Annotated in this window: 15 protein-coding genes; 13 read left to right on the top strand and 2 right to left on the bottom strand. The window is 36.9% G+C overall.

Annotation, left to right across the window (positions count from 1 at the left end):
- Positions 1-104 precede the first annotated feature (104 nt).
- From JL102_RS16600 to JL102_RS16545, 12 genes are all read left to right on the top strand, one after another.
- Positions 105-1,010, top strand: a complete 906-nt coding sequence (locus JL102_RS16600) for a TIGR01777 family oxidoreductase (RefSeq protein ID WP_202245562.1) — start codon at positions 105-107, stop codon at positions 1,008-1,010.
- 72 nt (positions 1,011-1,082) lie between these two features.
- Positions 1,083-1,841, top strand: a complete 759-nt coding sequence (locus JL102_RS16595) for an LOG family protein (protein ID WP_202245561.1) — start codon at positions 1,083-1,085, stop codon at positions 1,839-1,841.
- Positions 1,842-1,935: 94 nt separating this feature from the next.
- Positions 1,936-2,898, top strand: a complete 963-nt coding sequence (locus JL102_RS16590) for a lytic transglycosylase domain-containing protein (protein WP_202245560.1) — start codon at positions 1,936-1,938, stop codon at positions 2,896-2,898.
- A gap of 124 nt (positions 2,899-3,022) precedes the next feature.
- Positions 3,023-3,358: an arsenosugar biosynthesis-associated peroxidase-like protein gene (locus tag JL102_RS16585; protein ID WP_202245559.1), complete on the top strand. Its 336-nt coding sequence runs from the start codon at positions 3,023-3,025 to the stop codon at positions 3,356-3,358.
- A gap of 9 nt (positions 3,359-3,367) precedes the next feature.
- Positions 3,368-4,423, top strand: coding sequence for an arsenosugar biosynthesis radical SAM (seleno)protein ArsS (gene arsS / locus JL102_RS16580; RefSeq protein ID WP_202245558.1), 1,056 nt, complete (start codon positions 3,368-3,370; stop codon positions 4,421-4,423).
- A gap of 46 nt (positions 4,424-4,469) precedes the next feature.
- Positions 4,470-5,288, top strand: coding sequence for a purine-nucleoside phosphorylase (locus JL102_RS16575; protein ID WP_202245557.1), 819 nt, complete (start codon positions 4,470-4,472; stop codon positions 5,286-5,288).
- Between the two features lie 168 nt (positions 5,289-5,456).
- Positions 5,457-5,933, top strand: a complete 477-nt coding sequence (gene msrB, locus JL102_RS16570; protein WP_237390634.1) for a peptide-methionine (R)-S-oxide reductase MsrB — start codon at positions 5,457-5,459, stop codon at positions 5,931-5,933.
- A 99-nt stretch (positions 5,934-6,032) separates the two neighbouring features.
- On the top strand, positions 6,033-8,888 hold the full coding sequence (uvrA, locus tag JL102_RS16565; RefSeq protein WP_202245555.1) for an excinuclease ABC subunit UvrA: 2,856 nt from the start codon (positions 6,033-6,035) through the stop codon (positions 8,886-8,888).
- 240 nt (positions 8,889-9,128) lie between these two features.
- Complete coding sequence (locus JL102_RS16560) at positions 9,129-10,439, top strand: NAD(P)/FAD-dependent oxidoreductase (RefSeq protein WP_202245554.1); 1,311 nt, start codon at positions 9,129-9,131, stop codon at positions 10,437-10,439.
- A gap of 1 nt (position 10,440) precedes the next feature.
- On the top strand, positions 10,441-10,689 hold the full coding sequence (locus tag JL102_RS16555; RefSeq protein ID WP_202245553.1) for a hypothetical protein: 249 nt from the start codon (positions 10,441-10,443) through the stop codon (positions 10,687-10,689).
- Positions 10,690-10,779: 90 nt separating this feature from the next.
- The gene (locus JL102_RS16550; protein WP_237390633.1) at positions 10,780-11,826 is read left to right on the top strand and encodes a sensor histidine kinase; all 1,047 of its coding nucleotides are present in this window, start codon (positions 10,780-10,782) and stop codon (positions 11,824-11,826) included.
- A complete protein-coding gene (locus tag JL102_RS16545; RefSeq protein WP_202245552.1) occupies positions 11,826-12,551 on the top strand; it encodes a LytR/AlgR family response regulator transcription factor in 726 nt (241 codons plus the stop codon). Before JL102_RS16550 ends, JL102_RS16545 begins: the two co-directional genes overlap by 1 nt.
- A gap of 11 nt (positions 12,552-12,562) precedes the next feature.
- Here JL102_RS16545 and JL102_RS16540 read toward each other — a convergent pair whose 3' ends face one another.
- Together JL102_RS16540 and hemW are read right to left on the bottom strand one after the other, a co-directional pair.
- Positions 12,563-12,937 (bottom strand): hypothetical protein, encoded by a 375-nt coding sequence (locus tag JL102_RS16540; protein WP_202245551.1) that lies wholly within the window; start codon positions 12,935-12,937, stop codon positions 12,563-12,565.
- Between the two features lie 129 nt (positions 12,938-13,066).
- Entirely contained in the window at positions 13,067-14,191 is a 1,125-nt protein-coding gene (gene hemW / locus JL102_RS16535; protein ID WP_202245550.1) for a radical SAM family heme chaperone HemW, read from the bottom strand.
- Here hemW and JL102_RS16530 point away from each other — a divergent pair.
- Complete coding sequence (locus tag JL102_RS16530) at positions 14,129-15,961, top strand: BamA/TamA family outer membrane protein (RefSeq protein ID WP_202245728.1); 1,833 nt, start codon at positions 14,129-14,131, stop codon at positions 15,959-15,961. The two genes, hemW and JL102_RS16530, sit on opposite strands and share 63 nt — an antisense overlap.
- The last annotated feature ends 2 nt before the right edge of the window (positions 15,962-15,963 follow it).

Raw genomic sequence — 15,963 nt, 5'->3', positions numbered from 1 at the left:
CTAATAAATCCTCAGGCTATTGATCTATTTTCAATGGCCTGTTTTTTATTTAGAACTTTTATACTTATTGACCGTTTTTCCTCTAGGATATGAATCATTAAATAATGAGTGGAACTGTACTAATCACAGGAGGAACGGGCCTCATAGGGGGCAGGCTTACCGAGCTCCTTCAGCAGAAAAATTATACGGTAAAATATTTGAGCAGAAACCCTAAAAAGGTGAAGGACATAGAGGCTTATGCCTGGGATGTTAATGCTCAGACTATTGATGAAGCCTGCTTGGAAGGAACTGATTATATCATTAACCTCGCAGGAGCGGGAATAGCTGATGAAAGGTGGGATAAAGAGAGAAAGAAAATTCTGTTAGAGAGTAGAACCAGATCTACGGCCCTCCTCAAAGATCTTCTTCGAGATAATGATCATAAGGTTAAAGCTGTAATTTCTGCGTCGGCTATTGGTTATTATGGTTATGATAGTGGAGGTGTACTTAAAAAAGAAGATAGCCGGTTTGGGGATGACTTCTTAGCAACTGTAACCAAAGCCTGGGAGGCGGAGGCAGATCTGATAGCCGACCTCGGCATTAAAGTGTCAAAAATAAGAGTTGGCCTTGTGCTGACCCCGAAGGGAGGAGCATTGGAAAAATTAATGATCCCAGCAAAATTTGGTTTGAATGCTCCCTTAGGATCAGGTGATCAATATATGAGCTGGATTCATATAGATGACCTTTGTCATCAGTTTATATATGCTATGGAAAATCAATTAACAGGACCATATAATGGCGTAGCTCCAAATCCTGTTACTAATAAAGAATTTACAAAAACTACTTCATCGGTGCTGCACAAGCCCGCTTTTTTACCTCCGGTGCCCGCTTTTATGTTAAAGCTGATTTTAGGCGAAATGGCTTCGATGTTGCTTGGTGGAAGTAGGGTTTCGTCAGAGAAAATAGAAAAAGAAGGTTTTCAGTTTCAATACCCACATTTGCGCTCTGCATTAGAAGACCTAATTGGCTAATCACAAGTACAATTCTGTTTGTTATAAGCAAACTTATTAAGTATGTTTATCTGCTGATTAAATTTTAAGACTATGAAAGGAAAAAAGAGAAAGCAAGATCATATAGAGAATTTTGATGAATTAAGTGAAGACGAAAAAAGAATTATTCGTGCTTTTGAAGAGAAGGATTGGAATGAAATAAAAAGTTATGACTCCTGGGTGATTTTTAAGGTGATGTCAGAATTCGTGGAGGGTTTTGAAAAATTAGCAAAAATAGGACCTTGTGTAACTATTTTTGGTTCTGCCAGAACTCGTAACGATCACAAATACTATAAAATGGCCGAGAAAATTGCCGCTAAGTTGGTAAGACATGGCTATGGTGTTATTTCTGGAGGTGGTCCTGGTATTATGGAGGCAGCTAATAAAGGAGCCAAATCTGAAGGTGGCAAGTCTGTAGGATTAAATATTATTCTTCCTTTTGAGCAGAAGGGAAACGATTACATTGATCCGGACAAGCTCATCACATTTGATTATTTCTTCGTGAGAAAAGTTATGTTCACTAAATATTCTCAAGGCTTTATAGTAATGCCTGGTGGCTTTGGCACCTTAGATGAACTTTTTGAGGCTTTAACACTTATACAGACTAAAAAAATTGGGAAATTTCCTATTGTATTAGTGGGCAAGGAATATTGGGGAGGCCTTATAGATTGGATAAAAGATACTATGCTTACAGCGGCTAATAATGTGAGTAAAGATGATCTAAATCTGTTTAAAATTGTAGAGACTGAGAAGGAAGCTGTAGAAGTAATTGATGACTTCTATGCTAAATATCTTCTGTCACCTAATTTTTAAAAATATTACTGTTGTAGAGTTGGCTTTTCTGAACTATTTAAATCTTATGAGAATTAAATAAATGTTAGTGCTAATTTTTTAAACTACGATACTTATGAAATACTTCCCTCATGCTATCGCCTTGCTATCATTAATCATTATTTGTAGTTATATAAAATATGATAATAGCAGGGCGGAGTCTGTTTCAATTGCAAAAAAAACAGTTCCGGCTGATATGCCCAGGTATAATATTAATCATGCACCGGGAGGGGAATATACAGGCTATTTAAATGCTGTATCTTTAGATATACCTAATGATCTTTATTTTGCTGGTGAAAGGGTTCCTTTAGAGATTCCGGATGTGAGAGAGCGTTTAGATAGAGAGTTGCTGATAAATACATATTGGCACAGCAGTACTATCGTGTTAATAAAAAAGGCACACCGATGGCTTCCTCAAATAGAAGAAATTTTGAAGGAAAATAATATTCCAGATGACTTTAAATATTTAACGGCCATTGAGGGTGGTTTTGCTAATGTTGTTTCTCCAAGTAATGCGGTAGGTTTTTGGCAGATACTAGAATCTTCAGGAAAAGAAAATGGGCTGGAGATAGATAGAGAAGTGGATGAGCGCTATGATCCTTTAAAAGCTACTAAGGCTGCTTGTAGTTATTTAAGAAAGTCGTATAAGAAATTTGGTAACTGGACTAACGTAGCTGCTTCGTATAACAGAGGTATGGCTGGCCTGCAACGGGCATTAGACAATCAAAAAGTAGACTCATACTATGATCTTCTGCTCAATGAAGAAACATCCAGATATGTTTTTAGAATCTTGGCTATTAAGGAAATTATAGAGCACCCTAAGAAGTATGGTTTCAATATAGAAAAGAAACACCTATATGATGCAGAAGAGCTACGGTATGTAGAGGTGGATCATGATATTAAGGATTTAATCGCATTTGCGAAGGAGCAGGGTATAAACTATAAGTTACTGAAAAGGCATAACCCATGGCTGAGAGATGATCATTTAGATGTATCTAGAAAACAGGTCTATCGTATTGCCATTCCTGTAAATGATTGATTTAAATATCACAGTTTGCACTAGTCTAGAATGATATGGAGAGAGTTAAGACTAACACTATTGCAGTCTTTACGTTATCATCAGAGTAGTATAATTATCAATATTAATGCAAACTATACCCTTTATGGAAAAGACTTATTATGATCCCGCGGATTTAAAAAAATTTGGAGATGTAGCTGAATTTGGTCCAGAGCTGGCTAAGAAATTTTTTGATTACTATGGAGATGTCTTTAAAGAAGGAGCACTTACGGCCAGAGAAAAATCACTGATTGCCCTGGCAGTTGCTCATGCCATTCAATGCCCTTACTGTATAGATGCATATACTTCAGATTCTTTAGAGAAAGGAATTACGGATGAGCAAATGATGGAAGCGGTACATGTAACCACTGCCATTCGTGGCGGTGCATCATTAGTACACAGTGTGCAAATGATGAACAAATCGAAGAAGCTTTCAATGTAAGACTTCGGTATGATTAAATCTTTAAGAGCCAACCATCATATTTTAGCTAATACCCAAGAGCAGCTTCGAATTCTTTCAGAAGGTGTGTTTGCCAGCGGTGAGCTTCCCTCTTTCGAGGATAGGCTCAATCTTATTAATGATTACCCTCTGAAGCCAAGTAGCATACAAATATTTCAGGTAAATATAGGGTATATGTGCAACCAGGTGTGTAAGCATTGCCATGTAGATGCTGGGCCTGATCGTAAGGAGATTATGACTCGTGATACCATGAAAATGTGTATCGATATTATCAAGGAGGCCAATATTAAAACGCTTGACCTTACCGGAGGTGCACCTGAAATGAATCCTGACTTCCGCTGGTTTGTAGAAGAAGCTAATAAAGCCGGAGTGGAGGAAATTATAGTACGTTCAAATCTTACCATCATTTTGGCTAACCCTTCATATTATGATTTACCGCAGTTTTTTAAAAAGAATAAAGTAAGGGTAATTTCTTCTTTACCATTTTATCAGCCAGATAAAACTGACAGGCAAAGGGGAGAAGGGGTTTTTGAAAAGTCAATAAAGGCCTTACATATGCTCAATGAGGTAGGCTATGGGCAAGATCGCACAGGTTTATTGCTCGACTTGGTTTATAATCCGGCAGGAGCCTTTTTGCCAGCTGATCAACTACAGCTTGAGAGAGATTTTAAAAAGGAATTGAAAAATCATTTTGATATAGATTTTAATAGCCTTTTTACCATTACCAACTTGCCCATAAGTCGGTTTTTGGAGTTTTTACTGCGTACGGATAACTATGACGACTATATGGAGAAATTAGTTAATGCTTTTAATCCGTCAGCCGTAAAAGGTGTTATGTGTCGCAATACACTTTCTGTAGATTACCAGGGCTATCTATATGATTGTGATTTTAATCAGATGCTAGGCTTAAAAGTGCAGAAGGCTGCTGGTCAGCATTTGAGAGATTTTGATATAAATAAATTAGAGAACAGAGAAATTAAAATAAGTCAACACTGCTATGGCTGTACTGCAGGAGCTGGCTCCAGCTGCCAGGGTACAGTGGCATGAGCAGGTAAATGTTGCACCTTAAATTAGCTAAGGTTATTATTGTCTTATGACTATAGATCAAATAAAAGAAACCACCGCTTTTCTGCAAGATAAGGGAATAACTTCTCCTCAGATAGGCGTAATACTAGGCACAGGCCTGGGCAATAAATTTGTAGAGCAAATAAATATAGAGGTTGAAATTTCTTACGATGATATACCTCATTTTCCACAGGCTACAGTAGAGTTTCATCATGGCAAATTGATTTATGGTGAAATTGCAGGTAAGAAGGTGCTAGCCATGCAGGGCCGCTTTCATTATTACGAAGGTTACAATATGAAACAAGTGACCTTTCCGGTAAGGGTGATGAAGTGTCTGGGAGTGCAGCAATTACTCATTTCGAACGCAGCTGGTAACATGAATCTGGTTTGGAAAAAAGGCGACATGATGCTGATTGAAGATCATATTAATTTACAGCCCGAAAATCCTTTGGTAGGGCCTAATATTGATGAGCTAGGCCCCAGGTTTCCGGATATGAGTGAGCCTTACGATGTGAATATGAGTAATATGCTTATGGATATAGGCTATGAAAAAAACATTAATCTGCATAGGGGGGTATATGCAGCAGTTACAGGTCCTAATTTGGAAACGAAGGCGGAATATAAATATTTGAGAAAAATAGGCGCCGATGTAGTAGGGATGTCAACCGTTCCAGAGGTGATAGTGGCTAATCATATGTCATTGCCTTGTTGTGCTGTTTCTGTACTTACTGATGATTGTGATCCTGATAACTTGCAACCAGTTAAGATTGAAGAAATACTGGAGATAGCAGCTGAGGCTGAGCTTAAGCTTACTATTCTTTTTGTAGAGCTTATATCTAAACTATAATCCTTCTTTTCTTTAAAAACCAAAATCAGAAGCATAGCGTATCTATGTAGGTAGAAGTAAGAGGGAGCATGATTGAACCCTGTCTACTGATATGGTGTTATAACATCAAAGAATAAATCGTGTATGTTCTTCATAAAAAGAATTTTAATCATATCAATATTGACAATTATGCTAGGTGAAGCTAATGCTCAAAAAAATAGTGATCATAAAAACAACCCTCATTACTCAAGAACAGATACTTCTAAGCTGAAGGTAAGTAATGAAGAGTGGAAAAAAATACTTCCGCCAGACTTGTATGCTGTAGCACGAGAAGCTGCAACGGAAAGAGCTTTTACTGGTGAATACTGGGATACAGATATTAAAGGAGTGTATTACTGTGCGGTATGCGGAAATAAATTATTCTATTCTGATGCGAAGTTTGCTAGTAGTTGTGGCTGGCCTAGCTTTTTTGAAGCAGTAAGAGAAAATAGTGTGATTTATAAAGAAGATAATTCATATGGTATGCATCGTATAGAAGTGCTGTGTGGCCGGTGTGATTCTCATTTGGGCCATATTTTTGACGATGGACCAGCTCCTACATATAAAAGATTCTGTATGAACTCCATTTCTCTAGATTTTGACCCTGATTTAGCCATAGGTAATTAATTTGGGATTCCAACAGTATAATCATTTTTTATCAGTTGCATTTAACCATGCTATGGCTCAATTTTGTGATTTACGCAAAACTAAACCAAAAAATAGCCTATGATCGCAGAAGAGGAAGTTTTAAATGATAGCGAAGGATATGATGTTACGGGCTATGATAATATAGAGATTATTGGTGCTAGAGAGCACAATCTTAAAAATGTAAGCTTATCTTTTCCTAGAAATACCCTTGTAGTAATTACCGGCATAAGCGGTAGTGGTAAGTCTTCATTGGCATTTGATACCATTTATGCCGAAGGACAACGTAGGTATATGGAGAGTTTCAGTGCTTATGCGCGTTCATTTATAGGGAATTTAGAGAGGCCAGATGTAGATAAGATCAATGGTCTTAGCCCGGTTATATCAATAGAGCAAAAAACTACTTCTAAGAATCCACGGTCCACCGTGGGTACTACTACGGAGATTTATGATTTCATGCGTCTGCTTTATGCTCGAGCAGGAGAAGCATTTTCATATTCTACAGGTGAAAAGATGGTACGTCAATCTGAAGATCAGATTTTGGATCATATCCTTCAGAATTACGATGAACAAAAACTCACCATTTTAGCTCCCATTGTTAAAGGGCGAAAAGGACATTATAGGGAGCTTTTTCAGCAGGTGAGAAAAAATGGCTATTCCAGAGTTCGGGTAGATGGTAAGATGCAAGAGCTGGTTCCAAAAATGCAAGTTGATCGTTATAAAACCCATGATATTGAGGTGGTGATTGACCGTATTCAGGTAGTGGAAAAAGACAGATATAGAATCAGTCAATCCATTAAAACAGCTTTGAAGCAAGGTGAAGGGATTTTAATGTTGCTGGATCAGCATGATGAAATACATCATTTCTCTAAGTACCTGATGGATCCTCTTTCGGGCCTTTCTTATGATGAGCCTGCGCCTAATACATTTTCATTTAACTCCCCCTATGGCGCATGCCCTAAATGCAATGGCCTTGGTGAAATAGAAGAAATTACGGAAGATTCTATTATTCCTGATAAGTCACTGAGCATAAGTAGAGGAGGTATATTGCCCCTGGGTGAATACCGAGACATCTGGATTTTTAAGAAAATTCAAGCCATACTAAAAAAACATAAAGTAACGCTTTCTACCCCTATAGAAAAGATTCCTAAGGAGGTAATTCATATCTTGCTTTATGGAGATAGTGAGCCGGTAGCTGTTAAATCTGTTAAATATCCTGGTACTGATTGGAATACCAAGTTCGAAGGAATTATCCAATTCTTGGAAAAACAAAAAGAGGCCGGGTCAGACAAAATTCAGAAATGGGTTAATGATTTTACCATCACTAATACCTGCCCTGAGTGCAATGGTGCGAGGCTCAAAAAAGAAGCGCTTCACTTTTTGATAGACAATCATAATATTTCTCAGTTAGCCGAATACGACATTCGTAAATTATGGAATTGGTTTCAGGGCTTGGAAGAAAGACTATCAGAGAAACAAAATGTAATAGCTTCAGAAGTCTTAAAAGAAATAAGGAAGAGGATAGGCTTTTTATTAGATGTTGGCCTTGATTACTTACATTTGAATAGGCCTTTAAAAACCCTTTCAGGTGGTGAGGCACAGCGTATCAGGCTCGCTACTCAGATAGGTACACAGCTGGTAGGAGTACTTTACATTCTTGATGAACCTAGTATAGGTTTACATCAGAGAGATAACGTTAAACTGATCAAATCTCTAAAAGACCTCCGTGATTTGGGTAATACCGTTATTGTAGTAGAGCATGATAAAGATATGATGCTTGCTTCTGATTATATAATAGATATTGGTCCTGGAGCAGGTAGGCATGGTGGACAGATAGTAGCACAGGGTGCCCCTGATAATTTTATACAGCAGAGTAGTTCTACTGCAGATTACCTCAATGACAAAAGGCAGATTGAGGTTCCGAAAGAGAGGCGAAAAGGTAGCGGAAAGAAATTAAAACTTACTGGAGCCACGGGAAATAACCTAAAGAACGTGAATCTTGAAATTCCTTTAGGAACTTTAACGCTCATCACCGGAGTTTCGGGTAGTGGTAAATCCACTCTTATTCATGATACGCTCTTTCCTATTCTTAATCAAAAGTTTTATAATTCTAGAAGGGAGCCGCGTGCTTATAAGAAAGTTACAGGTCTAGAACATTTGGATAAGGTGATAGAGGTCGATCAGTCACCCATTGGTCGCACACCAAGATCTAATCCAGCTACATATACTGGTGTTTTTACAGATATACGGGCTTTGTTTTCAGAATTGCCCGAGGCGAAAATTAGAGGGTATAAGCCTGGCCGTTTTTCATTTAATGTAAAAGGCGGTAGGTGCGAAACCTGTGAAGGTGCAGGTTTAAGGCTTATTGAGATGGATTTTTTGCCAGATGTACATGTACCTTGTGAAACATGTAAGGGGAAGCGATATAATCGAGAGACTTTGGAAGTTAGGTTTAAAGGAAAATCTATTTCAGATGTGCTGGAAATGACGGTAGAGGAGGCAGTTGAGTTTTTTGAAAATCAGCCTAAAATTGTTAGAAAAATAAAAACGCTCAATGAAGTGGGGCTGGGGTATATTTCACTTGGTCAGCATGCTACTACACTTTCAGGCGGAGAAGCTCAGCGAGTGAAGCTTGCTACAGAGTTATCAAAGAAAGACACTGGTAAAACTTTCTATATTCTGGATGAGCCTACTACTGGGCTGCATTTCCAAGATATTCAACACTTATTAGACGTGTTGAATAAACTTGTTGATAAAGGAAATTCAGTTTTAGTTATAGAGCATAACCTAGATGTTATCAAAGTAGCAGATCACATAGTAGATATGGGACCCGAAGGAGGTAGTGGTGGAGGTCAGGTAGTGGCTATGGGAACACCAGAGGAGATAGTGAAAATAGAAGATAGTCATACCGGGAAGTACCTGAAAATGGAGCTTTAGAGTATTGTGTAGCTCTTTTTAAAGTTACTTTAAATGAAAGAAAAGCAAAAATGCCGCTGAGAAGCGGCATTTTCATTCAACCAAAACCTTGAAAATTATCAACTATGAATTATTGCTTATCTTTATAAGGAATAATTTCTAAAAAGAGTTCCTCTGAATAAAAAAGAAATAAACACACGCGTTACTATTTATTTATGCCCCCCACAGTTAATATTGCGTAGGGTTTAAGACTATTTAATTATGAATGAGGTAAGAGAAAAAAAAATCCCTATACCTGCATCAGATCATCCACGCTTAATAGTGATTGGAGGAGGCTTTGCAGGTGTAAAATTGATTAAGAAGTTAAGTAAGCAACCTTTACAGATTGTATTATTTGACAGGAATAATTATCACACATTTCAGCCCTTGCTGTATCAGGTGGCTACGGCGGGGCTAGAACCAGATTCAATTGCAGATCCGCTAAGGAAGCAGTTGGAGCCCGTAAGTAATTTTTTCTTTAGAATGGCAGAAGTCTACTCCATTCAATATAAAGAAAAGTATATTACTACTGAGATAGGAGATATGTCGTATGACTACCTGGTAATCGCTACCGGTTCTAAGACGAACTATTTTGGGAATGAGTCTATAATGAGTCATGCTTTTCCTTTGAAACAAATTCCACAAGCACTTGATCTCAGAAGCCATATTCTTCAAAATTTTGAGGAGGCTAATATCACTACAGATCAGAGTAAGTTGGAGTCTATGATGAACCTTACTATTGTAGGAGGTGGCCCCACTGGTGTTGAAGTGGCAGGAGCCTTAGGCGAGCTTAAAACTAATATTTTGCCATCAGATTATCCTGAGTTGGACTTTGGCAAGATGAATATTACTCTTTTGGAGGGTACAGATAGGTTGCTGGCAGCTATGTCTCCCTTTGCATCGAAGAAGGCGCTGAAATATTTAAAAAAGTTTGATGTTGATGTGAAACTCAGCACTCTTGTGACTTCTTATGATGGCAAGGTGGCCAAGCTGAATAATGGAGGGGAAATAAAAACAAGCACTCTTATTTGGGCAGCAGGTGTTCAAGGTAATTATCCTGATGGGCTTGAAGATGATATGATTGAGCGTGGCCGTATAAAGGTAGATGCATATAACATGATTGAGGGTGCGGAGAATGTTTATGCAATCGGAGATATCGCGCTAATGAAAAATGATTCTAGTTATCCTAAAGGTCACCCTATGTTGGCCCCTGTAGCTATTCAGCAGGGAACCAACCTGGCTGCTAACATTAAAAGAAGTCTTCAAGGTAAAACATTGAAAGAGTTCAAATATAATGATAAAGGATCTATGGCTACTATCGGTAGAAATAAGGCAGTGGTAGATATGGGTAAGATTAGATTAGGAGGTTTTTTTGCATGGCTCATTTGGATGTTTGTTCATCTTATATCTATAATTGGGTTTAGAAATAGACTAATAGTATTTAGTAATTGGGTTTGGAATTATTTCACCTATGATAAAGGTACAAGACTGATAATACGTAAATTTATTCCTAGAAATAAAATTAAAGAGTAGAATGAAAAAAGCCATTACACAATACTTAGTAGGTGTGGCAATGCTTTTATTTGCGATATATCAAATATACAGGCAGGATTATTGGGAATTCAGCCTGTATATTACAGCAGGTATGGCTTTTATAGTAATGGGGCTAATTAAAAACAAGGCCTTGCCGGTTGGCTACAGTCGCCTGCTCAATAGTGTCTCCTGGATACTGATTATTATGGCTGGCTTACTCTTTTTATTTCTGATACAAACCGAGAGCTAGTCCATTAGTGATATTATCCTTCCTTTGGTATAATAATATGCTTAGAGCAGTAAATATTGGTTATTTTTACTAATCAGAACGGGAGGCAGATTGAATAAGCATAAACTATATTGGGTCTTACAGATTGGCGGATGGATATTCTATGCCGTTGTTCAGATATTCGGCTTTATACTCTTTGAAGGTAAGAATGTACATACTTCTCAAGTAGTTTTCTGGATTATAGAAGCACTTATCTTTTTTATATTCAGTCATATTTTTAGAAATATAATAGTAGGTCAGGGCTGGTTGATTATGCGTATGCCCAGTCTCATCCCAAGAATTATCTTTTCAGTGTTCTTTTTGGGGTTTCTGGTATATGGAGCGAGACTTTTGGTTAGCTCTATTTTTAATATGTATAACCCGTCCATGCTTTTTGATATTTATAAAGTAGTATCTCTTAGCTGTACATTTGCTTTAATATTCTTTGTGTGGGCAGTGCTCTATTTTATCTACCACTATTTTGAAAAATACAACATTTCGCTTCAACACGAAGCCGCTCTGCATGAAATTGAACTTAATAATTTAAAATCTCAGCTTAATCCGCACTTTATATTTAATGCTTTGAATAGTATTCGTGCTTTGGTGGATGAGAATCCGTTGAAATCTAAAAATGCCATTACGCAGCTTTCCAATATTCTTCGAAATTCTTTGATATCTGATAAGAAACGACTTACTAAATTTGAAGATGAGTTTAATACCGTCAGAGATTATTTAAGTTTGGAGAGTATTCGTTTTGAAGAAAGACTTTGTGTGAAATTTGATATTCACCCTGAGTCCTATGAGTTTCTGGTTCCACCATTGATGTTGCAAACTTTGGTGGAAAACGGCATTAAGCATGGTATTTCGAAGCTGAAGGAAGGTGGAATTATTCATTTGAAAACTTTTATATCTGATTCACAGTTAAAAGTACAAATTAGAAATAGCGGACAACTACAGCTGGAAGAAGAAGTTTCAATGCCTGAGAATGAAAATAAACCAGGCTTAGGGCTCAAGAATACAAGAAAGAGACTGAACCTTTTGTATGGAGATGAGGCGTACTTGAAAGTTAGTAATGAGTCTGAAAATATTGTTATAACAGAATTAGTAATACCCAAATAATGAAGGCATTAATTATAGATGATGAACGACTTGCGCGTAAGGAACTGATTAATTTACTAAAGGACTATAGCAGGGTTGAAATTGTAGGTGAGGCAGCGAACGCTGATGAGGCTTACGAAATGATCAATACCCTGCAGCCAGATTTGCTTTTTCTTGATATACAAATGCCTGGAAAAACAGGGTTTGAGCTTTTGGAAATGCTTGACAATGTTCCTCAGGTGATTTTCACAACTGCTTATGATGAGTTTGCTCTTAAGGCCTTTGAGGTGAATGCATTAGATTATCTGCTTAAGCCAATTCAAACAGAGAGATTAAACGAAAGCTTAAATAAGCTTTTCTCAAAACCTTTGAAGCCTAAAGAGAGGGAAGAAGAGGAAGATGTAAAAAGGCTGTCTCTTACCGATCAGGTATTTGTAAAAGATGGAGACAAATGCTGGTTCGTGAGGCTTTCTGAAGTAAGGCTTTTTGAGTCTGATGGTAACTATATAAAGGTTTATTTTGATAATAATAAGCCTATGATTCATAAATCATTAAATGCCTTAGATGAAAAATTGGATGCTCGTAGTTTTTTTAGAGCCAGTAGAAAGCATATAGTTAATCTGAGCTGGGTAGATAGCATAGAGCCCTGGTTTAATGGAGGTCTTATGGTAAAACTGAAGGGAGGGGATAAAGTAGAAGTAAGCAGGAGACAGGCTGCTAAGTTTAAAGAAATGATGAGCCTTTAATGAATGAGAAATTAGGCGTTACTACTTCTCAAAATATTGATTAAATCTTCTTCTACATGCCAGTCACGGGCCAGTTGTAACATGGCCGTGGCTTCTAGTTCGGTTACATAACCTTTTAGGTTGTTAGCTTTCCATACCATATCAATATAGAAAACACGCTTGTCTTTTGGGTAATTACCAATAATATCATTAAGATAGTTTCTGGCCCTGTCAAAGGAGTTGAAGTAATCTTCCGCAATGAAATCATTTACCCATTGCATTTCTTCATGCCCATCTAGTTCAGCCGTGCTTTCCTCAAGATTTTTCTTCTCTTCATCATCTAAGCCGTGATAATGAAAGATAACTGATTTAAGTAGAAGGTATGCTTTTTTTTCCTCGCTGTCCATCTTCGAATATATTGGGCAAATAAAGGGTTATAAATACTTATTTTATTCCAGAATTGTTTGAGTGATGCTATACACACCTGAGAAAGTTAACATCATTATTTAAAATAATAAAGAGCCTGGATCATCTTTTTAAATAAATAATGATGCAGATATTTCATCTGCAAGTAAAAGACCCTCTTCGGTCAGTTTAAGATCATTTGCATCTAAAGTGGCAAACCTATTATCAATCAAGTTATTAACGTAAGAACCCTTGAGTTTCTTCAAATCATAATCGTAATTATCTTTTAAATAATCAAGATCTACTCCCCAAATTGTTCTTAACCCCGTAAGAAGATACTCATTCACCTTGTCTTCTCTACTTAAAACTTCCTGTTGTGTGGGAATATTGTCTTTGTAGAGTGAAGATATGTATTTATGGTTGTTTGTAACATTAAACTGTCTGCTAGCTCCGTTATATGAATGCGCACCAGGACCTATACCTAAATATTTTGCTTGTTTCCAATAGCTTGAGTTATGTTTGGAATGCATGCCTGGAAGGCAAAAATTGGAAACTTCATAGTGCTCATAACCTATGCTTTTTAACTTCTCGATCAGTAATTCATATTGCCTTGCTTCAAAATCTTCTCCTTTGAGAGAAAGAGTGCCCATTTTTGCTCTGTGCCCAAATACAGTTTTTGGCTCAATAGTTAAGCAATAAGAAGAAATATGTTCAGGTTTGATCTTCGTTATCTCGTGGAGATCATTTTCCCAATCTTCATGGCTATTAATAGGAATTCCATAAATGAGATCAATACTTATATTGTTGAAGCCAATATTTCTTGCCTCACTAACGGAGTTTAGGGCCTGTTTGCGGTTATGAGCACGATTCAGAAAATGAAGAACCTCTTCCTTAAAAGATTGAATACCTATGCTTAGTCGGTTTACTCCAAGCCCATAGAGATCTCTTAATTTTTCTGAATTCAGATCATCAGGGTTAGCTTCTAACGTAATTTCAGCATCATGATTCACACTGAAATATTTGTGAATAGTCTCAAGAATTGAAGACAGGTTGTCTTTGCTCAGTATTGAAGGTGTGCCTCCTCCGAAATAAACCGTATTAATAGGCTCTCTTTCGAGGTAATTCTGCCGTAATTTTATTTCTTCGCATAGAGCCACTGTCATTTCATTCACATATTTTTGATTTGTACTGAAATGAAAGTCGCAGTAATAACATGCCTGCTTACAAAAAGGAATATGGATGTAGATACCCGCCATTATTATTTATATGCTGCAAACTTAAGGTTTTTAATAGGGATTTGTTTATTTCTTATTTCTATGTTCAATGATTCTGCTAAGTTAATGGCTCAGAGGTATAATATAGAGTATAGCAGCTCAGAAGAAGAGGAGAAATCAGATTTATCGAAATATTTTCCCGCTTATCTTATGACAGCATCTGATACCTCTTCGATTCAGCTTAGTATTAAAACTGCTTTAGAAATATTAATTTATGAGGGGTATTTAAATGCTAAAGTAGAGCACCTGAATTGGCAAGATTCATTATTAAGTGTGACTATTAATAAAGGTAAAGTATATGAATGGGCATATTTAGACGAAGGAAATGTACCTGAGGTACTCTTAAGCAAAGCTGGTTTTAGAGAAAGGTTTTATATACAAAGGCCTTTTAAAGTAAAAGAAATTAAAAATGTTTTTAAGAAAGTGATAGCTATTAGTGAGAATAGCGGTTATCCTTTTGCTTCTATCAGGTTTGATTCTCTAGGTATTGAAGACAATAAAGTTAAAGCGATTTTAAATTATGATTCCGGCCCTGTCATTACATATGATAGCTTAATCATCAATGCTGATGTTCCAGTTAAGGCTGCTTGGCTGGCCAAATATTTGCGTATTACTTACGGTAAAAGTTATAACCAGAAAGAAGTTACCCGCATCGCCGAGAAAATAGAGGCACTTCCATATCTTAATTTGGAGCAGTTACCTGTTATTACATTTCAAAATGACCAGGCTAGGATCAATCTTAACCTTAAATACAATAAGTCTAATGCCATCGATGGGGTGGTTGGTTTCCTGCCGAATGCCCAAAATGATGGAAAGCTATTGGTTACTGGACAATTTGAAATGAGACTAGAAAATTTATTTAGAGCAGGTAAATCTTTTCAGGTTGAATGGCAAAGGCTAAGGCCAGAATCTCAATTGCTCGATTTAGCTGTGGGGTACCCTAACTTATTTAATACCCCGATTAATATGAATCTTGGTTTCAATCTTTTAAGGGAGGACAGCACTTTTATAAATAGAAATGCACTGATTGATTTCAATTATGATAAAGGGAGAACCAAATTTGGTTTTTTTACGGAACTACGGTCGTCTCGGACATTTACATCAGAGACTATTGTAAATGATTCGGTGGCAGATTTTAATTTAACTTACTATGGCTTAAATTATAACTATAGGAATTATTCTTTAAATCGAGCCAAAAGAGTAGGGGTTAATCTAGGAGGAAGTGCGGCTGTTGGCAGCAAAAAAATACAGGAAAATGGGCTGGCATTTTTAGATACAGCACAAAGTGTCTCTCCAAAATCTATACAATATAGGTTGAACTTAGATTTTGGTTATTATTTTAAGATGGGTAGGTATTTGGGCTTAAGCCAAAAAATTTCAGCAGGTAAGCTTATTAATAGGAGTAAACTTTATTTAAATGATTTATTTCGGTTGGGAGGTTTAAATACCCTTAGAGGGTTTAATGAAAATAACTTTTTTGCGTCAGATTATTTGTTGTCTAACCTGCAATTTGAGTTCTATTATGCTGAAGAATCATTTTTGTACCTTTTCTATGATCAGTCTTTTGTAAACTTGCAGTTGAGTAGCGCTAACGGCAATACTTCAGGTTACCCTTATGGTATTGGAGCAGGTCTAAATTTATATACTGGCAAGGGACATTTAAATTTGGCCTATGCTTTAGGGCATAGTGACACCCAGCCACTAAGTTTAAGGCTTTCTAAATTTCATTTCGGTTATGTGGCTAAATTCTAATA

Origin of the sequence: Fulvivirga sediminis (genome assembly GCF_016757215.1) — a bacterium.
Taxonomy (GTDB): Bacteria; Bacteroidota; Bacteroidia; order Cytophagales; family Cyclobacteriaceae; genus Fulvivirga; species Fulvivirga sediminis.
Note: the sequence above shows the minus strand (reverse complement) of the source record. Positions and strands in the feature narration are given on the sequence as shown.